Below are 25,122 nucleotides of genomic sequence, written 5' to 3'. Positions count from 1 at the left end.
TCCTCCTTTCGCATCGCCTTGACCGACAACTGATTCACATCTGGAGATAAGAAATGCCCAAGCCAACCAAGGGACCCCGTCTCGGCGGCGGACCGGCGCACGAGCGCCTGCTCCTCGCCAACCTGGCTGCCGCCCTGTTCACGCACAAGAGCATCAAGACGACCGAGACCAAGGCCAAGCGGATGCGTCCGCTGACCGAGCGTCTCATCACCTTCGCCAAGCGCGGAGACCTGCACGCCCGTCGTCGGGTGCTCGCCGTGATCGGCGACAAGAACGTCGTGCACGAGCTCTTCACCGAGATCGCTCCGCTCGTCGCCGAGCGCGAGGGTGGCTACACCCGCATCACGAAGCTCGGCTTCCGTAAGGGCGACAACGCCCCCATGGTGCAGATCGAGCTCGTTCTCGAGCCCGTCACCCCGAAGAAGAAGGCCACAAAGGCTGCCCCGAAGGCCGCTGCGGCGCCCGTCGAGGCCGAGCCCGAGGTTGAGGACGAGGTCGTCGAGGAGGCTCCCGCCGAGGAGACCGCCGCCGACGACGCGACCGACACCGCCGACACCGAGGCTCCCGCCGAGGCCGAGGCTGCTGACGAGGCTCCCGCAGAGGAGACCAAGTAGCACCTGCTGCATGAGGAGGGCCTGCATCCGTCGAGGATGCGGGCCCTCTTCGCTTTAAGATGGTGGATGTGATCGAGGAAAGCGGGATGCGGCGGATCCGGCTCGACATCGCGTACGACGGCACCGACTTCTCGGGGTGGGCGAAGCAGCCCGGCTTCCGCACCGTGCAAGGGGTGCTCGAGGAGACGATGGCGATCATCCTCCGGCGATACCCGCCGAATCCCGTGCTGTGGGTGGCCGGGCGCACGGATGCCGGTGTGCACGCCACGGGGCAGGTGGCCCACGTCGATCTGGCGGAGGACCAGTTGCGGAGCCTGCGACGCCGGGGCGCGCCGGCAGGGATCGGCGAGGCCGAGCTGGCCCGGCTGCTCGGGCAGCGCATCAACGGTGTGCTGGGGGCCGACTCCGACGTGGTGGTGCGCTCCTCCGAACTGGCTCCCGAGGGCTTCGACGCGCGGTTCTCGGCGATCTGGCGGCGGTACCGCTACCGGGTGGCCGACACGGCGGCCGAGCACGATCCGCTCGAGCGACGGCGCACTGTGCGGCATCCCACCGAGCTCGACGTCGATGCCATGGACACCGCGGCGCGCGCCCTGCTCGGGCTGCACGATTACGCGACCTTCTGCAGGCCCCGCCCGCACTCCACCACCATCCGCACGCTGCGGTCGTTCGCCTGGCGGCGGCAGGGGGACGGCGTGCTCATCGCGTCGCTCGAGGCCGATGCCTTCTGCCACAGCATGGTGCGTTCGCTCGTGGGGGCGACCGTGGCGGTGGGCGACGGCTCGTTGAACGGGGAGGACGTGGTGCGGCTGCGGGACGCGCAGCAGCGCACCGGGGAGTTCCTGGTGATGCCGGCGAAGGGCCTGGTGCTCACCGAGGTGGGCTATCCGGTCGACGGCGAGCTGCGCACACGGGCCGAGCAGACCAGGGCGCGCCGCACCGCCGTGGAGTGACCGTCGGCATTTGACCGGGCGGATGGTATCGCCTATCCTTGACCTTTGGTGTGCGCGCCTCGTTGTGCGTCACCCGTAGTTGAGCCCTCCATCGGCTGCCTTCCGCTCGGTCCGAGCGCGAAGACCCACCGGAGTGGGATTCACGAACTCCTCACTCGAACAAGAAAGCAGCACTACTGTGACGCGTACTTACACCCCGAAGGCCAGCGAAGTTCAGCGCGGCTGGGTCATCATCGATGCAACCGACGTGGTTCTCGGCCGTCTGGCCAGCCACGCCGCCACCATCCTGCGTGGCAAGAACAAGGCCACCTTCACCCCGCACATGGACATGGGTGACTTCGTCATCATCGTCAACGCCGACAAGGTGGCCCTCACCGGCTCCAAGCTGGCGCAGAAGAAGGCCTACCGCCACTCGGGCTACCCGGGCGGCCTCACCGCCGTCAGCTACTCCGAGCTGCTCGAGAAGAACCCCGAGCGCGCCGTCGAGAAGGCCATCCGCGGCATGCTGCCGAAGACCTCCCTCGGTCGCGACCAGTTCCGCAAGCTGAAGGTCTACGCAGGCGGAGAGCACCCGCACGCTGCCCAGCAGCCCGTTCCGTACACCATCGACCAGGTCGCCCAGTAGCGTCCCGCGCTCATTCAGCAGACTCAGACAAAGGACTTATCACTACCGTGGCGAAGATCGCAGACCAGATTGACGTGGCTCCCGAGAGCTACTCCACCGAAACCCCGGCCGAAGAGGCGCCCCGCGCCCCCCGCGCCGTCCTCAACGTGTCCGGCGCAGCCGTCGGCCGCCGCAAGCAGGCCATCGCCCGCGTGCGCCTCGTTCCCGGCGCCGGCACCCTCGTGGTGAACGGCCGCGAGTTCGAGCACTACTTCCCCAACAAGCTGCACCAGCAGCTGATCACCGACCCCTTCAAGGTGCTCGACCTGATCGGCTCCTACGACGTGGTCGCGAAGATCACCGGTGGTGGCCCCTCGGGCCAGGCCGGTGCGCTCCGTCTCGCCATCGCCCGTGCGCTGAACGAGATCGACCGCGAGAACAACCGCGCTCAGCTCAAGAAGGCCGGCTTCCTCACCCGTGACGCCCGCGTCATCGAGCGCAAGAAGGCCGGTCTCAAGAAGGCCCGTAAGGCGTCGCAGTTCTCGAAGCGCTGATCGCGCTTCGGCTCTACGCTTAGCGCATGGCTCGCCTTTTCGGCACCGATGGGGTGCGTGGGCTCGCGAACCAGGACGTCACCGCCGACCTCGCTCTTCGGATCGCGCAGGCCGGTGCACGCGTGCTGGGTCAAGCGGCCCGGGATGCCGGCCGTCGGCCGGTCGCAGTGGTCGCCCGCGACCCCCGGCAGTCCGGTGATTTCATCGCGGCCGCGGTCTCGGCCGGTTTCGCCAGCTCCGGCGTCGACGTTCTCGACGCCGGAGTGCTGCCGACCCCGGCCGCCGCATTTCTGATCGCCGACATCGGCGCGGACTTCGGTGTGGTGATCTCCGCCTCGCACAACCCCGCGCCCGACAACGGCATCAAGTTCTTCGCCGCCGGCGGCAAGAAGCTGCCCGACGAGATCGAGATCGGCATCGAGGCCGCGCTCGAGCATCCGCAGCTCGCCCCTCTGGGCGGCGCCATCGGCCGCATCAAGCGGTTCGCGGATGCCGAAGACCGGTACGTCGTGCACCTCCTGACGACGCTGCCGCACCGCCTCGACGGCCTGCACGTGGTGCTCGACTGCGCCCACGGCGCGGCGGCCGGCGTCTCGCCCGAGGCGTTCAGTCAGGCGGGTGCCCGGATCACGGTGATCGGCAACGATCCCGACGGCATGAACATCAACGACGGGGTCGGCTCGACGCACCTCGGCCAGCTGGCCGACGCCGTGATCGCGGCCGGCGCCGACGTGGGCATCGCGCACGACGGCGACGCCGACCGCTGCCTGGCGGTCGACGCGGCCGGCCGGGTGATCGACGGCGACCAGATCATGGCCATCCTGGCCCTGGCCCAGTTCGAGCGCGGTCTGCTGCGCGAGAACACGCTGGTGGCGACGGTGATGTCGAACCTCGGACTCAAGGTGGCGATGGCCGCTCACGGGATCACGATGCTCGAGACGAAGGTCGGCGACCGGTACGTGCTCGAGGCCATCAACGAGAAGAACCTGAATCTCGGCGGCGAGCAGTCGGGGCACATCATCTTCGCGGATCACGCCACGACCGGCGACGGCATCCTGACCGGTCTGCAGCTGGTGAGCCACATGGCCGCCACCAAGAAGTCGCTGGCGGAGCTGGCCTCGGTGATGAAGGTGTACCCGCAGACGCTCGTGAACGTGCGCGGGGTGAACCGCGACGGTGTGGCCAGCGACCGGGTGCTCGCCGAGGCCGTGGCCGACGCCGAAGCCGACCTCGGTGAGACCGGCCGCGTGCTGCTGCGCCCCTCGGGCACCGAGCCGCTGGTGCGCGTGATGGTGGAGGCGGGCGACCAGGCCACCGCCGACCGCATCGCGGAGTCGCTCGCCGAAGTGGTGCGCCAGCGCCTCTCGACCGGAGTCGAACAGGCGATCTGAGCAGCTGCCCTCGCGAGAGGGTCAGAGCTTGCGGAGCAGGACCTTGTTGACCTTGTGGTCGGCGCCCTTGCGGAGCACGAGGGTGGCGCGCGAGCGGGTGGGACGGATGTTCTCCATCAGGTTCGGCAGGTTGATCGAAGACCAGATGCTGTTCGCCGTGTCGCGCGCCTCGGTCTCCGACAGGCTCGAGTAGCGGTGGAAGTAGGACTTCGGATTCGCGAACGCGCCCTGCTGCAGGGCCAGGAAGCGGGTCTCGTACCAGCTCGCGATGTCGCTCGTGCGAGCGTCGACGTAGATGGAGAAGTCGAACAGGTCGCTCACCGCCAGGCGGTTCGCCGAGGGCGGCTGCAGCACGTTCAGGCCTTCGACGATCAGGATGTCGGGCTGGCGCACCACGATCTGGGCCTCCGGCACGATGTCGTAGCTGAGGTGCGAGTAGAACGGCGCCCGCACCTCGGGGTTGCCGCTCTTGATGGCGCTCACGAAGCGCAGCAGCGAGCGGCGGTCGTACGACTCGGGGAAGCCCTTGCGCTGCATCAGGCCGCGGCGTTCGAGCTCGCGGTTGGGCAGCAGGAAACCGTCGGTGGTGACCAGCTCGACCCGCGGGGTGTCCGACCAGCGAGCCAGCAGCTCGCGCAACAGCCGCGCCGTGGTGGACTTGCCGACGGCCACCGAGCCGGCGATGCCGATGACGAACGGGGTGCTCTTCGAGGTCTCGCCCAGGAAATCGGTGGTGGAGCGGTGCAACTGCTTGGCGCTGGTGGCGTAGAGGTTGATCAGGCGGGCCAGCGGGAGGTAGACCTCGTCGACCTCGTGCAGGTTCAGCGGGTCGGTGAGGCCGCGCAGCTGCACGACCTCGGTCTCGGAAAGCGGATGCGGGGTCGACGGCGCGAGGGCCGCCCAGTGCGCCCGGTCGAACTCGGTGAACGGGCTGAACTGCGCGAAACCGTTCGTGGCTGAATCGGGCATAGGACTCTATTGTGCACTGTCAGGGTCGCCCCGCGCCGCTCGGCGCGGTGCTATCAGCGTGCCTCACTGCCGCTCGGCGCGGTGCTATCAGCTTGCCTCGCCGGCGCTCGGCTAAACTCGCTGGCATGTGTGGAATCGTGGGTTACGTCGGCAACAACAGCAGTCTCGAGGTGCTCCTCGGCGGGTTGCGCCGACTCGAATACCGCGGTTACGACTCCGCCGGAGTGGCCGTGATCGGCACCGACGGAACGCTCGCCACCCGCAAGCGCGCCGGCAAGCTGGCCGTGCTGGCCGACGACCTCGAGGCCCGGCCCATGGCCGATGGCCAGACCGGAATCGGGCACACCCGCTGGGCGACGCACGGCGGCCCCACCGACGGCAACGCGCATCCGCACCTCTCCGCCGACGGACGCATCGCGCTCATCCACAACGGCATCATCGAGAACTTCGCCACCCTCAAGCAGGAACTGCTCGACGACGGATTCGCCTTCGACAGCGAGACCGACACCGAGGTGGCCGCCAAGATGCTCGGCCGGGAATACGAACAGGGCGACGGCCTGCCCGCCGCTCTCGGCCGCGTGGTCTCGCGCCTGGAGGGTGCCTTCACGCTGCTCGCGCTGCACCAGGACGAGCCCGGCGTCGTGGTGGGCGCGCGCCGCAATTCGCCGCTCGTGATCGGCCTCGGCGAGGGCGAGAACTTCCTCGGCTCCGACGTGGCCGCCTTCGTGGAGCACACCCGTCGTGCCGTGGCCATCGGCCAGGACCAGATCGTGATCATCACCCCCGACTCGGTGACCGTCACCGACTTCGACGGCGCCGAGGTGGGCGCCCAGGAGTTCGAGGTGTCGTGGGACGCCTCGGCCGCCGAGAAGGGCGGCTGGAGCAGCTTCATGGCCAAGGAGATCAGCGAGGAGCCGGAGGCCGTGGCGAACACGATCCTCGGCCGTAGCGTCGACGGCCAGGTCGTGCTTCCCGAGCTCGAGGGGCTCGACGAAGTGCTCACCGGCATCGACCGCATCGTGATCATCGGCTGCGGCACCGCCGCCTACTCCGGGATGCTGGGCAAGTACGCCATCGAGAAATGGGCCCGGATCCCGGTGGAGGTCGAGCTCTCGCACGAGTTCCGCTACCGCGAGCCGGTGCTCTCCGACCGCACGCTCGTGGTGTCGATCAGCCAGTCGGGCGAGACCATGGACACCCTGATGGCCGTCAAGTACGCCATCGCCAACGGCGCCCGCACGCTGTCGATCTGCAACACCCAGGGCGCCACGATCGCCCGCGAGTCGGATGCCGTCGTGTACACGCACGCCGGCCCCGAGGTGGCAGTCGCCTCCACCAAGGCCTTCGTGGCGCAGATCACCGCGCTGTACCTCTTCGGGCTGCACCTCGCCCGGGTTCGGGGAACGCTGGATGCGGCATCCGGAGCCGCTCAGCTGACCGAGCTGCAGAGCATCCCGAACAAGATCGCCAAGGTGCTGAAGAGCGGCGCCGAGATCACGCAGCTGGCGAAATGGATGTCGGACAGCCGCGCCATCCTGTTCCTCGGCCGCCACGTGGGGTACCCGGTGGCCCTCGAGGGGGCGCTGAAGCTCAAGGAGCTCGCCTACATCCACGCCGAGGGCTTCGCCGCCGGCGAGCTGAAGCACGGGCCGATTGCGCTGATCGAGCCCGGACAGCCGGTGTTCGTGGTGGTGCCGTCGCCGCGCGACCCGAATTCGCTGCACGCCAAGGTGGTGTCGAACATCCAGGAGATCCGCGCTCGCGGGGCGCGCATCCTGGCCATCGCCGAAGAGGGCGACGTGGCGGTGCTGCCGTTCGCCGACGAGGTGATCCGCATCCCGCTCGCCGCGCCGCTGTTCGAGCCGCTGCTGACCGTCATCCCGCTGCAGCTGTTCGCCATGGAGCTCGCGACCGCCAAGGGCCTGGACGTCGACCAGCCGCGGAACCTGGCGAAGTCGGTCACGGTCGAGTAGGCCGTCGTGATCGTCGGTGTCGGGGTCGACTTCGTCGACGTGGCCCGCTTCGAGCGCTCTCTCGCGAGGACGCCGAAGCTGCTGGAGCGCTTGTTCGCCGAGGGCGAACGCGCGCTGCCGGTGCGCTCGCTGGCGGCCCGGTTCGCCGCGAAGGAGGCGCTGATCAAGGCCGTCGGGCACTCGACCGAGTTCCGGTGGCACGACATGCGGATCGTGTCGGACGACCATCGCAACCCCGCGTTCTCCGTGTCGGGCGGGGTCGCGGCGGCGCTCGCGGAGATCGGGGCGACGCGCGTGCACCTCAGCATGAGCCACGACGGGGGCAACGCGCTGGCGTTCGTGGTGGCGGAAGGGGATGCCGCGTGAGCGGGGAGGGCGTCGTGGGAGCCGCATCCGTTCCCGTCCCGGATCAGGCCGCGGGATCCGTTCCCGTTCCGGCGCTCCGCCGGGCGCATGTCGACCTGGGGGCCATCGAGCACAACGTGGCTCAGGTCATGGCGCAGGTGTCGCCGGCGGCCGTGATGATGGTCGTCAAGGCGAACGGCTACGGGCACGGCGCGGTGCCGGCGGCGCGCGCGGGGCTCGCGGGGGGCGCGACCTGGCTGGGGGTGGCCGACGTCGACGAAGCGCTCGCACTGCGGGCGGCGGGCATCGAGGCGCCGATCCTGGCGTGGCTGCACGGGTCGGATCCGTCGTTCGAGCAGGCGGTGTCGCAGGACGTCACGCTCGGGATCAGCACCGCCCGGCAGCTCTCGCGAGCTGCTGAAGCCGGCACGACGGCGCGGCCCGCTCGCGTGCACCTCAAGGTCGACACCGGGCTCGGTCGCAACGGCCTGCAGCGCGCCGACTGGGAGACCGTTTTCCGAGCGGCGCGCGAGGCCGAGGTCGCCGGACTGGTCGTCGTCGAAGGACTCTTCAGCCATCTCTCGAACGCCGACGACAGCGAAGACCTCGCTCAGCTGGCGGCCTTCGGCGAGGCCGAGGCGCTCGCCCGCTCGCTCGGGCTCGAGCCCTCGATCCGGCACCTCGCCTCGACCGCCGGGGCCCTGCGGCTGCCGCAGACTCGGCTCGACCTTGTGCGGCTGGGGATCGGGTCGTACGGGCTGTCGCCGTTCGACGACGCCGACTCGGCCGCGCTCGGCCTCCGCCCCGCGATGCGCGTGGAGAGCCGCCTGATCTCGGTCAAACGGGTGACGGCGGGGACCGGCGTGTCGTACGGGTACACGTACCGCGCGCCGCGCGATTCCTGGCTCGGGCTGGTGCCGCTCGGGTACGCCGACGGGATCCCTCGGCACGTGTCGAACCGGGGGAGCGTGTGGGTCGGCGGGTCGGTGCATCCGATCGTCGGACGCGTGGCCATGGACCAGTTCGTGGTGGACCTCGGCTCGCTGCAGGCGGCGGTGGGCGACCGCGTGGTGCTGTTCGGGGATCGTGACGCCGGTGAACCGAGCGCTGACGACTGGGCCGAGGCGGCGTCGACCATCAACTACGAGATCGTGACGCGGCTCGGCCGGCGCGTGGAACGGGTGTACGGATGAGCGGCTCGGCAGAGACCGGTGTGGGCCGAGCGGCCGGCACGGCGACCGGCACCGCGGGGGGCGCGGGCGACGTGTCGCGGGGAGCCGCGCCCGATCGCGAAGCCGTGATCGACCTGGACGCGTTCCGGCACAACGTGCGCACCTTGGCCGCGATCGCCCGGCCGGCCGAGACGATGCTGGCCGTGAAGGCGGACGCCTACGGGCACGGAATGGTGCCGCTGGCCCGGGCCGCGCTCGAAGCGGGCGCGTCGTCGCTCGCCGTTCTCGACATCCCGGCCGCCCTGGTGCTGCGCGAGGCCGGGGTCACCGCGCCGATCTTCGCCTGGATGCACGACCCCGACGCGCTCTTCGCGGAGGCGGCCGAGGCCGACATCGATCTCGGCATCTCGGCGGTGTGGCAGCTCGACGCGATCGCGGCCGCCGGCGCCTCCCGAGCGCCCCGCGTGCACCTCAAGGTGGACACCGGCCTCAGCCGGAACGGTGCCACCGAGGCGGACTGGCCGGGCCTGGTGCGACGCGCGATCGAACTCGACCGGCTCGACGCCGTGCGGCTGCACGCCGCTTGGTCGCACCTGGCCGACGCCTCACCCGACGAGGACGGCGTGGCCCTCGGCCGGCTGCGCCGCGCCGTGGCGAGCGCCGAGGAGCAGGGGGCGCGGTTCGCGCAGCTGCACCTGGCCGCCAGCTCGGCCGGCATCCGGATGCCCGAGGCCCGCCTCGACCTCGTGCGTTTCGGCATCGCCGCGTACGGCATCTCGCCGTTCGACGACCAGAGTGCCCGCGATCTGAGGCTGCGGCCGGTGATGACCCTGCGCGCCCGGGTGGTGTCGACCAAGCGGGTTCCTGCCGGGCACGGCATCTCGTACGGGCTGACCTATCGCACCGAGGCCGAGAGCACGCTCGCGCTGGTGCCGCTCGGGTACGCCGACGGCATCCCGCGGATCGCCTCCGGACGGGCCGAGGTGTGGATCGGCGGCCGGCGGCATCCGATCGCCGGACGGATCGCCATGGACCAGTTCGTGGTGGACGTGGGCGAGCATCCGGTGTCCGCCGGCGACGAGGTGGTGGTGTTCGGCGAAGGCGACCGCGGCGAGCCGACCGCCGAGGAGTGGGCCGGCTGGGCGGAGACCATCGGCGACGAGATCGTGGCGCGGGTGGGGCCTCGCGTGCCGCGGGTGTACCTCGGCGAGCCTGGGCGATGACCGAGCGGATGATAGTCGGGGCCGCGATGGTCGGGGCCGCGATGGCCGGGACGCTGCGATGACCGAGCGAATGACGGGCGCCGAGGCGCTGGCGGAGCTCGGGGCCGTGCTCGAGATCGCGGATCCCGAGACCATGCACGCCTTCGGGATCCGGGTTGCAGCACTTCTTCGCGCCGGGGATGTCGTGCTGCTGACGGGCGACCTGGGCGCCGGCAAGACCACCTTCACCCGTGGGCTCGGCGAAGGGCTGCAGGTGCGGGGCCCGGTGACGAGCCCCACGTTCGTGCTGGCACGCACGCATCCCTCGCTCGTGGGCGGGCCGGCGCTCGTGCACGTCGACGCCTACCGGCTCGGTAGTGCCCTCGAGCTCGACGACCTCGACATCGACTTCGCGCGCTCGGTGGTGGTGGCCGAGTGGGGTGCCGGCCTGATCGAGGTGCTCACCGAGTCGTACCTCTCGATCGAGATCGACCGCCCGCACGGTGCGGGCGCGGGCGCGGGCGGCGAGGTCGAACCCGACGACGCCTCGATCGAGCCGATCGAACCCCGCCAGGTGCGCATCACCGGCGTCGGCCCGCGCTGGAGCTGAGCACGCGGCGTTAGGCTCGGAGGGTGCTTCTCGCCCTCGACACCTCCGCCGGAACATCCGTGGCCGTCGTGGACGGCGACCTCGTGCTCGCCGAGCGTTCCACCGACGACACCATGCGGCACGCCGAGGTGATCGGCGAGATGATCGCGGGCGTGCTGGAGGAGTCGGGGGTCGCGGCATCCGGGATCGACGCCGTGGTGACCGGGCTCGGCCCCGGGCCGTTCACGGGCCTGCGCGTGGGCATCGCCGCCGCCCGCGCCTTCGCCTGGGGGATCGGGCGCCCGCTGATCCCGATGGTCAGCCACGACGCCGTCGCGCTCGACGAGTGGTCGGCGGGCCTTCGCGGCTCGCTGCTGGTGGTGACGGATGCCCGCCGCCGCGAGGTGTACTGGTCGAGCTACGACCTGGACGAGAGCGGCATCGTGCGCAGCGACGGGCCCGCGCTGTGCAAGCCCGACGAGGTGCCCTACCCCGAGTTCGAGCGGATCGACGCGACCCAGGTGAGCGCGGGGGCCCTCGGGCGCCTCGCCGGACTGCGCGGCGGGGCCGGCGCAGTGCCCGAGTTCACCGAACCGCTCTACCTGCGTTCACCCGACGTGACCGTTCCCGGTGCGCGCAAGCGGGTCACCCCGTGAGCTGGCAGCTGCGACGGGCGGACGTCGGCGACCTCGACGCGATCATGCAGCTCGAGGAGTCGTCGTTCACCACGGATGCCTGGTCGCGCGAGTCGATGCGGCGTGAGATCGAGCATCCCGAGTGCTATTACCTCGTGGGCATCGACGCCGAGCATCCGGATGCCCTCCAGGGCTACGCGGGTCTGCTCTGCCCCAAAGGCGCCACCGACGCCGACATCCAGACCATCGCCGTGACCGAGCGCTCGCGCGGGCGCGGACTCGGCCGTCAGCTGATGAGCCGGCTGCTCGCCGAGGCCGGCCGGCGCGGCGCCCGCAGCGTGTTCCTCGAGGTGCGGGCCGACAACCCCGTGGCGCACGGGCTGTACCTCTCGCTCGGTTTCGAGGACATCGCGGTGCGCCCGAAGTACTACCAGCCGGACGGTGTGGACGCCGTCGTGATGAAGGCGCCGGTGCCCGTGACGGGACCGGCGCTCGCCGAGGAGGAGGCATCCGCATGACGGACGGACCCGTGGTGCTCGGCATCGAGACCTCGTGCGACGAGACCGGCATCGGCATCGTGCGCGGCTCGACCCTTCTCGCGAACGTGATCGCCAGTTCGATGGACGAGCACGCCCGCTACGGCGGCGTCGTGCCCGAGGTCGCCGCCCGTGCCCACCTGGAGGCGCTCACCCCGACGCTGGATGCGGCGCTCGCCGAGGCGGGGCTGACGATCGGCGAGATCGACGCCATCGCCGTGACCAGCGGTCCCGGACTCGCGGGCGCCCTCATGGTGGGCGTCGGCGCCGCCAAGGCCTTGTCGATCGCCACCGGAACGCCGCTCTACGCGGTGAACCATCTCGTGGGCCACGTCGGCGCCGACGTGCTCGCGGCCGAGTCGCTGGAGTACCCGACGATCGCACTGCTGGTCTCCGGCGGGCACACCTCCCTTCTGCTCGTGCGCGACCTCACCGGCGACGTCGAGCTGCTCGGAGAGACCATCGACGACGCCGCGGGCGAGGCCTTCGACAAGGTGGCCCGCGTGCTCGGCCTGCCGTACCCGGGCGGCCCGCAGATCGACCGCGCGGCGATCGGTGGCGACCCGAAGGCGATCCACTTCCCCCGGGGCCTGATGCAGGCGAAGGATGCCGAGAAGCACCGCTACGACTTCTCGTTCTCCGGGCTCAAGACCGCGGTGGCCCGCTGGGTGGAGCGCGCGGGGGACGCCGGCGAGGAGATCCCGGTGGCCGACGTGGCCGCGAGCTTCCGCGAGGCCGTGGTGGACGTGCTGCTGACCAAGGCCTTCCGCGCCTGCGCCGACTTCGGCATCCCGCGCCTGCTGCTGGGCGGCGGCGTGGTGGCGAACGCGCGTGTGCGCGAGGTCGCGGCCGAACGCGCCGCCGCCCAGGGCGTGACGCTGCGCATCCCGCCGCTGTCGCTGTGCACCGACAACGGGGCGATGATCGCGGCGCTCGGAGCCCAGCTGATCGCGGCCGGACACGCGCCCTCGGGCCTCGGATTCGGAGCCGATTCGACGCTTCCGGTGACCGAGATCCAGGTCGACCGGGCGACACAATACGACCGGGGTGATTGACACTTTCTCAGCCGTGCTGTCACGATGGGTGCCGTCAGCGTTCATTCAGGACTATTGGAGCCTCTCATGACTCAGCCCGCCCCCGGTTACGCACCCGTGCCCGCCGCCCCCAAGACCAACGTGCTCGCGATCGTGTCGCTGGTGATCTCGATCCTCGGCTTCAACGTCATCGCGATCATCCTCGGTGCCATCGCCCTCAGCCAGATCAAGAAGACCGGCGAGAACGGGCGTGGCCTGGCCATCGCCGGCATCATCATCGGTGCGATCTCGATCGTGCTGATCATCATCTGGATCATCGCCATCGCCGCCCTCGCGGCCAGCGGAGCGATGACCACCACCACCTACTGATCAGGGCGGTCCGCGGTGCGGACCGATCCGAACTCAGCGAGTTCACCCGGGCGCAGGTGGCCGAGACGCCACCTGCGCCTAATCTGTTAAGCAGGGCCGGTCGCCGTACGGGCCCTCAGCCACTGAGGCCGGCCAGCGGCCGACGACAAGAAGGGCGCCCACCGTGAGCGACACGAACAACCCCACTCCCGCATCCGGAGAGCCGCCGGTTCCGCCGGTCACCCCCTCGGAGCCGGCCTCCACGCCGGCCCCGCCCGCCGCGCCGACGCCCCCGGCCGCTCCCGTTCCGCCGAGCGCTCCGCCGGCACCGCCCGCGCCCTCCTACGGCGCACCGAGCTACCCGCAGCAGCCCGCCGCCCCGGCAGCGCCTTCCGCACCCGCCTACGGGCAGCCCGCCCCCGCCTACCAGCAGGCGCCGCAGCCCCCGGCCGGCGGATACCAGACGCCGCCCCCCGGCTACCAGCCGCCCGCCCAGCAGTACTACGGCTACCAGCAGCCGGCCGCCGCGCCGTACAACACGCTGGCCATCATCACGATCATCCTGGCGTTCGTGTTCTCGATCGCCGGAATCGTGACGGGGCACATCTCGCTGAAGCAGATCGACCGCACGGGTGAGCAGGGCCGGGGCCTCGCGAAGGCCGGCCTGATCCTCTCGTACGTGTTCACCGGCCTCGGGCTGCTGATCGTGATCGCCTACGTGGTGATCTTCTTCGTGATCATCGCGGCCGCGGGCACCAGCGGGTACTACTCGTCCTACTGATCCGCGGATCGTACGTTTCGAGCGCGGCGCCCCCTCTTCGGAGGGGCGCCGCGTTCGTCATTCCCGCACGCGGTCGACCAGCAGTGCCTCATGGGCGCCGCCGATGCGGGTGAGGATGAGCGTGGCCGACTCGGGGCCCTTGAGCCCCAGCCGGCTGCGCAGTGCGGCCGGATCGACGTCGATGCCGCGCTTCTTGATCTCGAGCGTGCCGATGCGGCGCTCGCGCAGCGCCTTCTTGAGGGCCGCTTCGCCGGCGGGAAGGCGCTCGCGCACGCGGAAGGCGGCGGCGAACGGCGAATCGACGTGCTCGTCGCCGGTGAGGTAGGCGATACCGGCCGAGAGCATCCCCGCGTTCAGCCGCCCGGCCAGGTCGCCGATCAGGCGGGCCCGGATGACGGCGCCGTCGGGCTCGTAGACGTACTCGCCGAGCGCCCGCACCTCGGCGTCGGCGCTGTCGCCCCCGGCCGTCAGATCGTCGGTACCGCTGGAGTGCAACACCAGGGCGGACCGACGGATGCCGGGCCGGGCGAGCGCGCCCGACCACAGTCCCATCTCGACCAGCTGGCCGTCGACCGAGACCCACTGGGCCTCCATCCCGGCCGGGATCAGCGAACGATCGAAGCCCGGACCGAGCTTGATGCCGGTGGGCAGGCGCTCGGCGAGACCGAACGCGAACCCGATCGAGGGCGAGTAGTCGGCGGCATCCGTCAGCCGGCTGGTCTCGCCGGTGCCGGCGGTGCGGCGTGCCGGATCGAGGTACACGCCGTCGAAGCCGTCGAGCCCGAACGACTCGGCGTCGGCCAGCTGCACGTCGGCGCCCTCGAAGCCGGCCAGGTTGTAGGCGGCGATCGCGGCGGTCACCTCGTCGCGCTCGACGCCCACCACCGGGATGCCGAGGGCGGCGAGCGAGAGGGCGTCGGCGCCGATGCCGCAGCCGAGGTCGGCCACCTTTGTCACCCCGGCATCGCGGAAGCGGCCTGCGTGCAGCGCCGAGACGCGCAGACGGGTGGCCTGCTCGAGGCCGGCCTGCGTGTACAGCAGCCGGTCGGCGAAGGAGCCGAACTTGGCCTTCGCCTTCTCGCGCAGCCGCGACTGGGTGAGCACCGCGGCGACCAGGTCGGGGGAGTGGCCGGCCTTTCGCAGGGCACTGACCTGGCCCACCGCATCCTTGGCCGAATAGGGAGGCAGCGAGTCGAGCAGGCGCAGGCCCTCGGCGGTGAACAGGAGCGAGAGCTCGGCGGAGTCCATCCGGCAACCGTAGCAAGCACGGGGTGCGTCATTGTCTGGCACTCACGTTGCGCGAGTGCCAGCGCTGCCTCTAAACTCGACTTAGCACTCTCGGAGTGAGGGTGCTAACTAGACGTTTTGTAACTGAGAAAGAAGAGGTCAACCGTGTCGGTCTCCATCAAGCCGCTCGAGGATCGCATCGTCATCAAGCAGGTCGAAGCCGAGCAGACCACTGCTTCCGGTCTGGTCATCCCCGACACCGCGAAAGAGAAGCCTCAGGAAGGCGAAGTCGTCGCTGTCGGCCCCGGCCGCATCGACGACAACGGCAACCGCGTTCCGCTCGACGTCGCCGTCGGCGACAAGGTCATCTACTCCAAGTACGGCGGAACCGAGGTCAAGTACGCCGGAGAGGACTTCCTGGTCCTGTCCGCTCGCGACGTGCTCGCGGTCGTCGTCCGCTGAATCAGGCGTTCGATTCCCAGAACCCGGGTGGCTTCGGCCATCCGGGTTCTGTGCGTACGGGTCTGATCCGCGCCCTCGCCGCCTACGTGCTCTGGGGGCTGTTCCCCCTCTACTTCTTGTTGATGCGGCCCGCCGGCGCCTTCGAGGTGATCGGCTGGCGCATCCTGTTCTCGCTGGTGTTCTGCGCGCTGCTGCTCACCGTCACCCGCGGGTGGAAGCCCCTTCTCGCCATCGCGCGCCAGCCCCGGCTTCTGTTGACCATGGGGCTCGCCGGGGCGCTGATCTACGTCAACTGGTCGGTGTACATCATCGCCACCCTCTCCGGCCACGTCGTGGAGAGCTCGCTCGGCTACTTCATCAACCCGCTGGTGACCGTGCTGCTCGGCGTGCTGGTGCTGCGCGAGCGGCTGCGATGGATGCAGTGGCTGGCCATCGCGGTGAGCGCGGTGGCCGTGCTGGTGCTGGCCGTCGGCTACGGGGCCGTGCCCTGGATCGCGCTCGTGCTGGCGTGCTCGTTCGGCGCCTACGGCCTGGTGAAGAAGAAGGTCGGTCCGCGGGTGGACGCCATCAGCGGGCTGACGCTGGAGACCGCCTGGCTCACGCCGGTCGCGATCGTGCAGCTGCTCGTCGTGGCGTTGCTGGGGCCGGGCCTGGTGTTCGGAACCCTCGGTGCGGGTCACGCCGCCATCCTGGCGTCGGCGGGCATCGCCACGGCACTGCCGCTGCTGCTGTTCGCGTCGGCGGCACGCCGTTTGCCGCTGGTGTATCTCGGGCTGGTGCAGTACATCGCGCCGCTGCTGATGTTCCTGGCCGGGGTGCTGGTGCTGCACGAGCCGATGCCGCCCGAGCGGCTGGCCGGGTTCGTGATCGTGTGGGTGGCGCTGATCATCCTGGTGATCGACGGTGTGCGGGCGTCGCGCCGGGCACGCAAGGCGGGCGCCGCCGGTGGGGTCGAGGCTGCGGAGATCGGGCCGGTCTAGGGCGATACAGTGATCGGAGTATGCCTACCCCGTTTGCGCCGGGCCCGCCCCGCCCGGCATCCGCTCTGCTGCGTGCCGTGGCAGCCGGTGCCGTCGGTCTGGGGTCGCTGCTCGCGCTGAGCGGATGCTTCGCCGGCGGATCCGGGGCCTCGAGCGACTCCGCGGCCCCCGTGCCGGTCGCGACCATGGCGCAGCCGATGCCGAGCGGCGACGGCACCCTGGTGATCGGAGCGGTCGTGCCGCTGACCGGCGCCGAGGGCTCGATCGGGGCCGCGGAACTCGCCGGGGTGCAGCTCGCCGCGCGCGACATCGGCGAGGCCGGCGGATACGGAGGCGGCAGTGTGCTCGTCGTGCACGCGGATGCCGGCGACTCCGCGAGCACGCAGACGGTCGACGGGGTGGCGGCGCTGGCGGGGCGCGGCGCCGACGCGCTGGTGGGGCCGAGCCGGCCCGAGCTGCAGGCGCCCTTCGCAGAGGCCGCGGCCGCCGCCGGGCTGCCGGGCCTCAGCGCGTCGGGGGAGCCCGCGGCCATCGACGAGACCTTCGAGGCGCGCCTGCGCTCGGCGGATCCGACCCTGGCCGACACCCGCTACGGCGCGGAGAGCTACGACGCCGTGGTCATGATCGCCCTCGCGGCGAGGTTGGCGGGCGATGACGGCCCGGCCTCGATCGCGCAGTTCCTGCCCGCCGTCACGGCGGGCGGAGTTCCCTGCTCTAGCTACGGGGCGTGCCTCGACGCGATCGGCGCGCAGGGCGGCATCCGGTACACCGGCGTCACCGGGATCCTCGGGATCGCCCAGGTCACCGGGAGGTAACGATTCGGCCGTGTTACACGGCTGTAACACCGATGTATTGTCTGGGCACCCAATGCCGCATAACGTGAATCCACGGTCGATTCCACGAATCCGCCGAGAATCTGCACACAATCACATAAGGAGCACCATGAGCGTATTTGCGAAGGCCAAGGTCTCGCGCTCGAAGCCCCTCTCCATCGTTGCGGGCGTTGCCGCGTTCAGTGCCGGCGCTCTGCTGCTGGCATCGTGCGCATCGTCGCCGAGCACCGACGGCGGAGAGACCACAGCGGCAGCAGCCATCTGTGGCCCGGATGCGGCCACCGCAGCGGCCGACATCACCGCTGAGGCGCCGGCCGCGAAGATCGACCGCGCCACCAGCCTCAAGCTCGGCTCGATCCTGCCGACCACCGGCAGCCTGGCCTTCCTCGGCCCGCCCGAGATCGCGGGTGTCGACCTCGCCGTCGACGAGATCAACGCATCGACCGCCGGTGTGCTCGGCGGCAACGTCGAGGTCATCCACCGCGACTCCGGTGACACCACGACCGACATCGCGACCCAGTCGGCGACCGACCTGCTCAGCCAGGGCGTCTCCGGCATCGTCGGTGCCGCCTCGTCGGGTGTCTCGTTCACCTTCATCGACCAGGTGACCGGTGCCCAGGTCGTCCAGATCTCCCCGGCGAACACCTCGCCCGACTTCTCGACCTACGCCGACGGCGGATACTACTTCCGTACCGCTCCTTCCGACGTGCTGCAGGGCCGCGTGCTCGGCAACCTGATGGTCAACGACGGCAACACCAACATCGGCATCATCTACCTCAACGACGCGTACGGATCCGGTCTCGAAGAGAACGTCTCCAAGGCCGTCGAGGCCGCCGGTGGAACCGTCGTCGCCGCTGAGGCCTTCAACGAGGGCGACAGCCAGTTCTCGTCGCAGATCGACGCGGTCGTCGCCGAAGACCCCGACGCCATCGCGGTGATCGCCTTCGACCAGACCAAGGTCATCATCCCCGAGCTCGTCGGCACCAAGGGCTTCGACGGCAGCAAGGTCTACTTCGTGGACGGCAACCTGTCGAACTACGACGAGGACTTCGACCCCGGAACCCTGAACTGCGCCAAGGGCACGCTCCCCGGTGTTCTCGCCGATGACGCGTTCAAGGCGAAGCTGCTCGGTGTGAACCCCGACCTCAACGACTTCAGCTACGCGGCTGAGTCGTACGACGCGGTCAACCTGATGGCTCTCGCAGCCATCGCGGGTGGCTCGGCGACCGGTCCGTCGATCCAGGCCAACATGCAGGCCGTCTCGGAGGGTGGCACCAAGTGCACCACCTTCTCCGAGTGCGCCGACCTGCTGGCGGCGGGCACCGACATCGACTACGACGGCGTCTCCGGACCCATCACCTTCGATGACAACGGCGACCCGACCGAGGCCTACATCGGCATCTACCAGTACGGCCAGGACAACACCTACGCGCCGCTGAACGTCGAGTTCGGTTCGCTCGCGGAGTAGTCCTCCCGAACACCAGAAGGCCCGGTCCCTCTTCGGAGGGTGCCGGGCCTTTCTGCGTGCCCGGCGAGATCTCGGCGATGGGCCGGGCGCTCAGGTGAGGGTTCTGGCGAGCCAGTACGCGGCGACCGCGAGGAAGGCGATCGCTCCGCTGACCGAGGCGAGCCGGGGGCCGAGGCCGCTTCGGCGCAGTCGACGAGCGGGATCGGCGCGCGCATCCGTGTAGCGGGCCGTCTGACGGATCGACTTTCCGAGGATCGCATCGAGGAGCTCGCGGATGCGCCGCCAATCGCGCTCCGATGTCAGGTCGAACGGATCGGGGGAATAGACGAAGAGCAGGTCATCGACGATCTCGATGTCGTAGGGCGCGGCGTGGTCGATCAGTAACGCCATCAGGTCGGGTGAGAGCACGTAGAGCGCGTCGCGCTCGTACCCCTGGGGGCAGTAGAGGGTGAAGTGGCGATCGAATTCGCCCTCCAGCTGGAGGATCTGCGCCCCCGCCAGGCCGCGAGGAACGCCTCCGGCCCCGAGGAGCCTGTTGGGGCGGGAGTTCAGGAACAGGTGCGGCATGCCGCGATCGAGCTGGACGACGAGGTACCCCCATCGCTGGGTGAACACGCCATGGGTGTTGCCCGGCTCGTAGGCGTAGTTGCCGGCTTCGAAGAGCCGTCCGCCGCGGCGCCGCAGTCGATCGATGACGACCCGGTCGGTGCCCCGCTGGAACAGTGTACCCGGATAGTCGGTGCTGCGGTCGCCGTGCTCGTACTCGAACCCGTTCGACCGGGCGAAGCGCGTGAGGAGTTCGACCCGGCGTCGGGTACTGCGGATGGGCACGGTCAGACGATGGACTGGGCCGTCTCGTGCCGCACGATGGCCTCGATGCGCCTCCAGGCCCACTCGGCTGTGAAGGTGAACGTGATGTGGATGTAGACGACGCTGACCTGGGGGAAGTGCTCGACGTGATAGTGCCGTTCGGCGCTGGGCACATCGACCTTGGGCAATTCGTGCAGGTCGCGCGAGACGGCGATCGACGCACGGCCGAGCGCGCCCTCGGCCGCTCGTGCGGGCAAAGGGGCGTCGCCACGCCGCGGGATGATGACGTAGCCGAACTCCTGGAACGCCTTTCCCGGCACCGCCGAGGTGAAGTAGCGGAAGTTGCCCATCTCGATGCCGCTCGGCCGGTGGATGAATCTCACCGGGCTGCTCTGATGGTCGCCGAACCCAAAGGCGGTTCCCGGCCTGGCGGGCGCCGGGGCGTCGAGCGTGAGCTCGAGCTGGTTGGCGTGGGCCATGCGGCGCAGGACGGCGACATCCGCCGCGCGCTTACGGCGCCGACGGCGAGCGGGAATCACCGTGTACGCCGCGGCGCCGACAGCCAGCAAGGCCACGACCGCGATAAGGCGGGGGTCGCTGCGGGCGAAGGCGATGCACACCACGACCAGCACTACCGCGGCCCCGGCGTAGCTCAGCATCTGAGCCCGCGTCTGCCGGGGATCGCGCTCGGGGCGCGGAGTACTGCTCAGCGCTGCGGCGATCTCGGGACGACTGACCGCGGGCACGAGGGAATCGGTGCGCACCGCGAACGGGGACGGGTGGGACATGTCAGCTCCTGAGGCCCGACAGGGGGAGTGGGAGACTCTCCGGTGATCAGCGGGCAGAAGACGAGTATACCTCAGGAAATGATAATAGGGCGAGAGGTTCGACACCCACGATCAGCAGGGCGATGCGGTCCCAGGTGGCGGCGCGGTCGAAGGCGAAAGGGTCGAGGGTGTGCACGAGGGCCGAGCCTCCACCCGCCTCGACGTGCGCCGTGGGCTCGGCGGCCGGGGCAGGGTGGCGCGACCAGCCCGGGGGAGCGGATGCCGCATCCGGGACCGGGCCGAGGATGAGGTAGCCCGTTAGTACCCGCGACCAGGGGCACGCGGAGCGGGTGCGGCAGGCGAAGTTGCCGATCTCGAGGCGACGGCCGTCGTGGCGGCCCCGGAACCGCCGCAGCGTGCGGCCGCGATGGCCGACGCCGAACAATCCGGCCGCCGCTGGGGCGCCCGGAGCGCCACGGTCGTAGACGAACCCGTTGCGTGCCGCAAAAGCCCGCAGACGGGCTTCACGCCCGCCGGGGAGGGTGAGCGGTGCGAGGTCGGGGGAGAACGCCAGAAGGGTGGTCACCTCGCGAGACTATGTCTGCGGAGGCGACCACCCTTCTGAGCAGTTGCTACCTACTTCGATCGGCGCGGTGGGCGACCGGAGCCGCTTAGTGGCCCTGGTCGGCCGCCAAGGTGCCGAGGTAGAGCTCGATCACCTTCGGGTCTTTCATGAGCTCGCGGCCGGTGCCGGTGTAGGCGTCGCGGCCCTGGTCGAGCACGTAGGCGCGGTCGCAGATCTGCAGGCAGCGGCGGGCGTTCTGCTCCACCATGATGACCGAGACGCCGGCGCGGTTGATCTGGTGCACCCGCATGAAGGTCTCGTCCTGGCGCACCGGCGAGAGACCCGCGGAGGGCTCGTCGAGCAGCAGCACCGAGGGCTCCATCATGAGCGCCCGGCCCATCGCCACCATCTGGCGTTCACCGCCGGAGAGCGAGCCCGCGCGCTGCTTGCGGCGCTTGCCGAGCTCCGGGAAGAGCGTGGTGACGAAGTCGAAGCGCTCGGCGAAGATCGAGGGCTTCTGGAACAGGCCCATCTCGAGGTTCTCCTCGATGGTCAGGCTCGGGAACACGTTGTTGTTCTGCGGAACCATGCCGACACCCTTTGTGACCAGCTTGTTCGCGCGGAGACCCGTGATGTCCTCGCCCTTCAGGATGACCCGGCCGCTGCGGATCTTGATCTGGCCGAAGATCGCCTTCAGCACCGTCGACTTGCCGGCGCCGTTCGGGCCGATGATGCCGATCAGCTCACCCGGGTAGGCCTCGATCGTGCAGCCGTTCAGGATGTTCACCCCCGGCAGGTAGCCGCCGACCAGGTTCTCGGTCTTCAGCACCGCCCCGCCGCGGTCGGTGGGGGCCAGCGTGTGCGCGCTCGAGCCCTCCTCGGCCAGCGTGTTGGTCTCCGAGTTCATCTCGTTGGGGTCGATGCTGCTCATCGCTGCTCCTCCTCGCGGCTGGCGGGCGTGACCGGCTCGGCGTAACCGGGCTCGGCCGCGCCGTCCGCCAGATCCGGATGCGCCTCCCGTGCCTTGCGCTCGGCCTCCAGCACCGGGTTGGGCCCGTCTTCCATCAGGTCACCCAGGTCTTCGTCGTGGTGGGCACCCAGGTAGGCGTCGATCACGGCGGGGTCTTTCATGACCGTCTCCGGCGGGCCCTCGGCCACGACCCGGCCTTCGGCCATCACCACCACCCAGTCGGAGATGTGCATGACCATGTGCATGTCGTGCTCGACGAACAGCACCGAGGTGCCGTCGTCCTTCAGGTTCTTGATGTGCCCGAGCAACGACTGGGTGAGCGCGGGGTTCACGCCCGCCATCGGCTCGTCGAGCATGATCAGCTCGGGGTTCGACATCAGCGCCCGCGCCATCTCGAGCAGCTTGCGCTGGCCTCCCGAGAGCGAGGCGGCGTAGTCCTCGCGCTTGGCGTCGAGCTTGAAGCGGGCGAGCAGCTCATCGGCGCGTGCCGTGTTCTCCTCCTCCTGCTTGCGCCAGAGCGGCTTGACCAGCGAGCTGAACAGGCCCTCGCCGCGCTGCCCGGTGGCGCCGAGCAGCATGTTCTGCAGCACGGAGAGCCGGCCGAGCGACTTGGTGAGCTGGAAGGTGCGCACCATGCCGGCCCGCGCCACCTTGAACGCGGGGACGCCGGCGAGCGACTTGCCGTCGAACTCCCACGTTCCGGTGTTCGGCTTGTCGAAGCCGGTGAGCAGGTTGAACATCGTGGTCTTGCCGGCGCCGTTGGGGCCGATCAGGGCGGTGATCTTGCCGCGCGGGATCTCCAGGTGGGCCACGTCGACGGCCTTGAGGCCGCCGAACTGACGGGTGACGCTGTCGGCGATGACGATCGGATCGGTCTTGGCGCATCCGGGACCGACCTCGCCCTTGACGAGCGGGTGGGTCTGCGGGACGGCGGTCTGGGACGAGGGGACGTTAGACACTGAAGGACAGCTCCTTCTTGTTTCCGAAGATGCCTTGCGGCCTGAAGATGACCAGCAGCATCAGCGCGACACCCACGAGGATGAAGCGGATCTGCCCGGCCTGGGTGGTGGAGATGAAGGTCAGCGCCCCCGACTCGATGGCGCCGTAGAGGATGCCCTGGGTGAGCGAGAGCACGACCCAGAAGATCATCGAGCCGACGATGGGCCCGAAGATCGTGGCCGCGCCGCCCAGCAACATGATCGTCCAGATGAAGAAGGTGAGGCCGGTGGTGTAGTTCGCCGGCTGCACCGCCCTCGGCAGGATGAACACGATGCCGGCCACGGAGCCCATGACACCACCGATGACGAGCGCCTGCATCTTGTAGGAGTAGACGTTCTTGCCGAGGCTGCGCACGGCATCCTCGTCTTCCCGGATGCCCTTGACCACACGGCCCCAAGGGCTGCGCATCAAGAGGAACACCAGCACGCTGGCCAGGATGACGAGCGCCCAGCCGACGATCCGCACCCACCAGTCGTACTCGTTGTAGGTGAAGGGACCGAAACCGTAGGTGCCCTGCGGGATCGGGTTGATCGCCGCGAAGGTGCCCTTGAAGCCGGAGAGGCCGTTGGCCGCACCGGTGAAGTCGGTCAGGCCCGTCGTGGTGACGATGTACCGCACCACCTCGGCGGAGGCGATGGTGACGATCGCCAGATAGTCGGCCCGCAGTCGCAGCGTCGGGATGCCCAGGATGAACGCGAAGATCACCGAGCAGATGATGGCGCTGAGCACGGCGACGATGATCGGCGCCCCGGCCAGCGTCGGGATCGCGAACGCGTACGCGCCGATCAGGAGGAAGGCCGCCTGGCCGAAGTTCAGCAGGCCCGTGTAGCCGAAGTGCACGCCCAGGCCGATCGCCGCGAGTGCGTAGGCCGCGGTGGTCGGTGAGATGATCTCGCCGACGGCGTTTCCGAAGATGTTTCCCCAGTCCATGAGTCTCTCCTCCCTTAACCGATTCGTTCTTTGCGGCCGAGGATGCCCTGGGGCCGTACGAGCAGCACCACGATCAGCACCACGAGGGCTGCCGCGTACTTGAGGTCGGCGGGGATGAACAGCGTCGAGAGTTCGACGAAGAGCCCCACCACGATCGAGCCGACGAGCGCGCCGTAGGCCGATCCGAGTCCACCGAGGGTGACGGCGGCGAACATCAGCAGCAGCACCTGGAAGCCCATGTCCCACGACACCTGGCGGTACAGCGCCAGCATCACGCCGGCGAGGGCGGCCAGTGCGCCCGCGAGAACCCAGACGATGCGGATGATGCGGTCGACGTCGATTCCGGATGCGGCCGCGAGCGAGGGGTTGTCGCTCACCGCGCGGGTCGCCTTGCCGATGCGGGTGCGGGTGAGGAACAGGCCCACCAGCAGGAGCGCCACGATCGAGATGACCATGCTGATGATCGAGCCGGTGGTGATGCGCACGGGGCCCAGCACCACGACGTCCGACAGCCCGACGTTCATCGTCTTGGTGTCGCCGCCGATGTTGAAGAGGTAGAGGTAGCGCACCGCGATGGCCAGACCGATCGACACGATCATCGCCTGGACGAGCTTCACCCCCTTTCGCCTCAGGGGTCTCCAGAGCAACCAGTCGTTGAGGTAGCCGAAGACGCCGCCGAGCACGAGCGCGATGACCATGGCCACGAAGATGTTGAGGCCGAGCAGCACGGCGAACACCCAGGCGACGATGGCGCCGAAGGTCACCATCTCGCCGTGCGCGAAGTTGTTGAGGCCGGTGGTGCCGAAGATCAGCGTGATGCCGATGGCCGCGAGGGCGATCAGCAGGCCGAAGTTGAGGCCGGCCGCGAGGCGCTGCAGGAACTGCTCGAAGACGCCCGTCGTCTGCCGGGTGTCCGCACCCAAGGGGAACGAGCGGGTGATCGTGTTCACCTGCCACTCGTCGGCGGCCACCGTGGCGACCGACTTGTCGGCGTCGCGCAGGGCCACCCCCTCGGGCAGCGTGTCGACGTCGAGCGTGACGGTGTACTCGGCCTTCTCGGGCACCACGACCGACCAGCGGCCGGTGTCGTCGGTGGTGGCGACCTCGTTGAAGCCGTCGCCCTCGACCGTGATCTCGGCGCCGGTGACGAGGGTGTCGCCGTCGCGCAGGATGCCGGTGATCGTGTACGTGTTGGTGAAATCACCCGATTGTGTCGGGGCGGGAGTGGGCACCGGGGTGGTGGCCGCGTTCGCGGTCAGCGCCCCTGATCCGAGCACGACACCCAAGCACAGCGCTATGGCTGTGAGGATCATCGTGACGAGTCGGACTCCTGGTCCGATGCGGATTCCTGCGATCAAGTCAGCACCTCCTGGTGGGAGAAACCCGGGTGCAGCGGGCTTCTCCGTGGCTA

The 25,122-nt window shown here is 69.7% G+C and carries 28 protein-coding genes; 19 read left to right on the top strand and 9 right to left on the bottom strand.

Annotated features, from left to right (window positions below):
• The first annotated feature begins 53 nt into the window (after nucleotides 1-53).
• The 5 genes from rplQ to glmM all read left to right on the top strand — a co-directional run bounded on the left by rplQ (nucleotide 54) and on the right by glmM (nucleotide 4,116).
• Entirely contained in the window at nucleotides 54-614 is a 561-nt protein-coding gene (rplQ, locus tag ACN4JJ_RS11955; protein WP_440710123.1) for a 50S ribosomal protein L17, read from the top strand.
• 86 nt (nucleotides 615-700) lie between these two features.
• Complete coding sequence (gene truA / locus ACN4JJ_RS11950; RefSeq protein WP_440710302.1) at nucleotides 701-1,567, top strand: tRNA pseudouridine(38-40) synthase TruA; 867 nt, start codon at nucleotides 701-703, stop codon at nucleotides 1,565-1,567.
• 178 nt (nucleotides 1,568-1,745) lie between these two features.
• A complete protein-coding gene (gene rplM / locus ACN4JJ_RS11945; protein ID WP_440710122.1) occupies nucleotides 1,746-2,192 on the top strand; it encodes a 50S ribosomal protein L13 in 447 nt (148 codons plus the stop codon).
• 47 nt (nucleotides 2,193-2,239) lie between these two features.
• Nucleotides 2,240-2,725 carry a 30S ribosomal protein S9 gene (gene rpsI / locus ACN4JJ_RS11940; protein WP_291056851.1) on the top strand — a complete coding sequence of 162 codons (486 nt, stop codon included), beginning with the start codon at nucleotides 2,240-2,242 and terminating at the stop codon, nucleotides 2,723-2,725.
• Between the two features lie 26 nt (nucleotides 2,726-2,751).
• A complete protein-coding gene (gene glmM, locus ACN4JJ_RS11935) occupies nucleotides 2,752-4,116 on the top strand; it encodes a phosphoglucosamine mutase (protein ID WP_440710121.1) in 1,365 nt (454 codons plus the stop codon).
• Nucleotides 4,117-4,137: 21 nt separating this feature from the next.
• Here the strand turns inward: glmM and coaA are convergent, their stop codons facing one another.
• Nucleotides 4,138-5,085 carry a type I pantothenate kinase gene (coaA, locus tag ACN4JJ_RS11930; RefSeq protein WP_440710120.1) on the bottom strand — a complete coding sequence of 316 codons (948 nt, stop codon included), beginning with the start codon at nucleotides 5,083-5,085 and terminating at the stop codon, nucleotides 4,138-4,140.
• 125 nt (nucleotides 5,086-5,210) lie between these two features.
• Between coaA and glmS the strand changes: the two genes are divergently transcribed.
• The 10 genes from glmS to ACN4JJ_RS11880 all read left to right on the top strand — a co-directional run bounded on the left by glmS (nucleotide 5,211) and on the right by ACN4JJ_RS11880 (nucleotide 13,700).
• Nucleotides 5,211-7,058 (top strand): glutamine--fructose-6-phosphate transaminase (isomerizing), encoded by a 1,848-nt coding sequence (gene glmS, locus ACN4JJ_RS11925; protein ID WP_440710119.1) that lies wholly within the window; start codon nucleotides 5,211-5,213, stop codon nucleotides 7,056-7,058.
• Nucleotides 7,059-7,064: 6 nt separating this feature from the next.
• Nucleotides 7,065-7,424 carry a holo-ACP synthase gene (locus ACN4JJ_RS11920; RefSeq protein ID WP_440710118.1) on the top strand — a complete coding sequence of 120 codons (360 nt, stop codon included), beginning with the start codon at nucleotides 7,065-7,067 and terminating at the stop codon, nucleotides 7,422-7,424.
• Nucleotides 7,421-8,596: an alanine racemase gene (gene alr / locus ACN4JJ_RS11915; protein ID WP_440710117.1), complete on the top strand. Its 1,176-nt coding sequence runs from the start codon at nucleotides 7,421-7,423 to the stop codon at nucleotides 8,594-8,596. The genes ACN4JJ_RS11920 and alr (ACN4JJ_RS11915) overlap by 4 nt, the downstream gene beginning before the upstream one ends.
• Nucleotides 8,593-9,798 carry an alanine racemase gene (gene alr / locus ACN4JJ_RS11910; RefSeq protein WP_440710116.1) on the top strand — a complete coding sequence of 402 codons (1,206 nt, stop codon included), beginning with the start codon at nucleotides 8,593-8,595 and terminating at the stop codon, nucleotides 9,796-9,798. Before alr (ACN4JJ_RS11915) ends, alr (ACN4JJ_RS11910) begins: the two co-directional genes overlap by 4 nt.
• Before the next feature lie 58 nt (nucleotides 9,799-9,856).
• Nucleotides 9,857-10,387 (top strand): tRNA (adenosine(37)-N6)-threonylcarbamoyltransferase complex ATPase subunit type 1 TsaE, encoded by a 531-nt coding sequence (tsaE, locus tag ACN4JJ_RS11905; RefSeq protein WP_440710115.1) that lies wholly within the window; start codon nucleotides 9,857-9,859, stop codon nucleotides 10,385-10,387.
• A gap of 23 nt (nucleotides 10,388-10,410) precedes the next feature.
• Nucleotides 10,411-11,022 carry a tRNA (adenosine(37)-N6)-threonylcarbamoyltransferase complex dimerization subunit type 1 TsaB gene (gene tsaB, locus ACN4JJ_RS11900; RefSeq protein WP_440710114.1) on the top strand — a complete coding sequence of 204 codons (612 nt, stop codon included), beginning with the start codon at nucleotides 10,411-10,413 and terminating at the stop codon, nucleotides 11,020-11,022.
• Nucleotides 11,019-11,519 carry a ribosomal protein S18-alanine N-acetyltransferase gene (gene rimI, locus ACN4JJ_RS11895; protein WP_440710113.1) on the top strand — a complete coding sequence of 167 codons (501 nt, stop codon included), beginning with the start codon at nucleotides 11,019-11,021 and terminating at the stop codon, nucleotides 11,517-11,519. Before tsaB ends, rimI begins: the two co-directional genes overlap by 4 nt.
• Nucleotides 11,516-12,592 (top strand): tRNA (adenosine(37)-N6)-threonylcarbamoyltransferase complex transferase subunit TsaD, encoded by a 1,077-nt coding sequence (gene tsaD / locus ACN4JJ_RS11890; RefSeq protein WP_440710112.1) that lies wholly within the window; start codon nucleotides 11,516-11,518, stop codon nucleotides 12,590-12,592. The genes rimI and tsaD overlap by 4 nt, the downstream gene beginning before the upstream one ends.
• 66 nt (nucleotides 12,593-12,658) lie before the next feature.
• Nucleotides 12,659-12,940: a DUF4190 domain-containing protein gene (locus tag ACN4JJ_RS11885; RefSeq protein WP_440710111.1), complete on the top strand. Its 282-nt coding sequence runs from the start codon at nucleotides 12,659-12,661 to the stop codon at nucleotides 12,938-12,940.
• Between the two features lie 163 nt (nucleotides 12,941-13,103).
• On the top strand, nucleotides 13,104-13,700 hold the full coding sequence (locus ACN4JJ_RS11880) for a DUF4190 domain-containing protein (RefSeq protein ID WP_440710110.1): 597 nt from the start codon (nucleotides 13,104-13,106) through the stop codon (nucleotides 13,698-13,700).
• A gap of 57 nt (nucleotides 13,701-13,757) precedes the next feature.
• On the opposite strand, the gene ACN4JJ_RS11875 is transcribed toward ACN4JJ_RS11880, so the two are convergent.
• Nucleotides 13,758-14,948, bottom strand: a complete 1,191-nt coding sequence (locus tag ACN4JJ_RS11875; protein ID WP_440710109.1) for a THUMP-like domain-containing protein — start codon at nucleotides 14,946-14,948, stop codon at nucleotides 13,758-13,760.
• A 144-nt stretch (nucleotides 14,949-15,092) separates the two neighbouring features.
• On the opposite strand from ACN4JJ_RS11875, the gene groES reads away from it, so the two are divergent.
• The 4 genes from groES (at nucleotide 15,093) to ACN4JJ_RS11855 (ending at nucleotide 18,670) form a co-directional block, all read left to right on the top strand.
• Entirely contained in the window at nucleotides 15,093-15,389 is a 297-nt protein-coding gene (groES, locus tag ACN4JJ_RS11870) for a co-chaperone GroES (protein WP_066041091.1), read from the top strand.
• 50 nt (nucleotides 15,390-15,439) lie between these two features.
• Nucleotides 15,440-16,369 carry an EamA family transporter RarD gene (gene rarD, locus ACN4JJ_RS11865; RefSeq protein ID WP_440710108.1) on the top strand — a complete coding sequence of 310 codons (930 nt, stop codon included), beginning with the start codon at nucleotides 15,440-15,442 and terminating at the stop codon, nucleotides 16,367-16,369.
• Nucleotides 16,370-16,389: 20 nt separating this feature from the next.
• Nucleotides 16,390-17,184, top strand: coding sequence for a hypothetical protein (locus tag ACN4JJ_RS11860; protein ID WP_440710107.1), 795 nt, complete (start codon nucleotides 16,390-16,392; stop codon nucleotides 17,182-17,184).
• Nucleotides 17,185-17,311: 127 nt separating this feature from the next.
• Nucleotides 17,312-18,670, top strand: coding sequence for an ABC transporter substrate-binding protein (locus ACN4JJ_RS11855; RefSeq protein ID WP_440710106.1), 1,359 nt, complete (start codon nucleotides 17,312-17,314; stop codon nucleotides 18,668-18,670).
• 90 nt (nucleotides 18,671-18,760) lie between these two features.
• On the opposite strand, the gene ACN4JJ_RS11850 is transcribed toward ACN4JJ_RS11855, so the two are convergent.
• The 7 genes from ACN4JJ_RS11850 to ACN4JJ_RS11820 all read right to left on the bottom strand — a co-directional run bounded on the left by ACN4JJ_RS11850 (nucleotide 18,761) and on the right by ACN4JJ_RS11820 (nucleotide 25,024).
• On the bottom strand, nucleotides 18,761-19,501 hold the full coding sequence (locus ACN4JJ_RS11850; protein ID WP_440710105.1) for a hypothetical protein: 741 nt from the start codon (nucleotides 19,499-19,501) through the stop codon (nucleotides 18,761-18,763).
• Nucleotides 19,502-19,503: 2 nt separating this feature from the next.
• The gene (locus ACN4JJ_RS11845; protein WP_440710104.1) at nucleotides 19,504-20,268 is read right to left on the bottom strand and encodes a hypothetical protein; all 765 of its coding nucleotides are present in this window, start codon (nucleotides 20,266-20,268) and stop codon (nucleotides 19,504-19,506) included.
• A gap of 46 nt (nucleotides 20,269-20,314) precedes the next feature.
• Entirely contained in the window at nucleotides 20,315-20,833 is a 519-nt protein-coding gene (locus ACN4JJ_RS11840; RefSeq protein ID WP_440710103.1) for a hypothetical protein, read from the bottom strand.
• Between the two features lie 85 nt (nucleotides 20,834-20,918).
• On the bottom strand, nucleotides 20,919-21,743 hold the full coding sequence (locus ACN4JJ_RS11835; RefSeq protein WP_440710102.1) for an ABC transporter ATP-binding protein: 825 nt from the start codon (nucleotides 21,741-21,743) through the stop codon (nucleotides 20,919-20,921).
• Complete coding sequence (locus ACN4JJ_RS11830) at nucleotides 21,740-22,741, bottom strand: ABC transporter ATP-binding protein (protein ID WP_440710101.1); 1,002 nt, start codon at nucleotides 22,739-22,741, stop codon at nucleotides 21,740-21,742. Before ACN4JJ_RS11830 ends, ACN4JJ_RS11835 begins: the two co-directional genes overlap by 4 nt.
• Nucleotides 22,734-23,711: a branched-chain amino acid ABC transporter permease gene (locus ACN4JJ_RS11825; RefSeq protein WP_291053314.1), complete on the bottom strand. Its 978-nt coding sequence runs from the start codon at nucleotides 23,709-23,711 to the stop codon at nucleotides 22,734-22,736. Before ACN4JJ_RS11825 ends, ACN4JJ_RS11830 begins: the two co-directional genes overlap by 8 nt.
• Before the next feature lie 14 nt (nucleotides 23,712-23,725).
• Nucleotides 23,726-25,024: a branched-chain amino acid ABC transporter permease gene (locus tag ACN4JJ_RS11820; protein WP_440710100.1), complete on the bottom strand. Its 1,299-nt coding sequence runs from the start codon at nucleotides 25,022-25,024 to the stop codon at nucleotides 23,726-23,728.
• Nucleotides 25,025-25,122: the final 98 nt, after the last annotated feature.

The sequence above is a fragment of the Herbiconiux dendrobii genome (genome assembly GCF_052048175.1).
Classification (GTDB): domain Bacteria; phylum Actinomycetota; class Actinomycetes; order Actinomycetales; family Microbacteriaceae; genus Herbiconiux.
The sequence above is the reverse complement of the archived record's forward strand: the minus strand, read 5'-3'. Positions and strand labels throughout refer to the sequence as shown.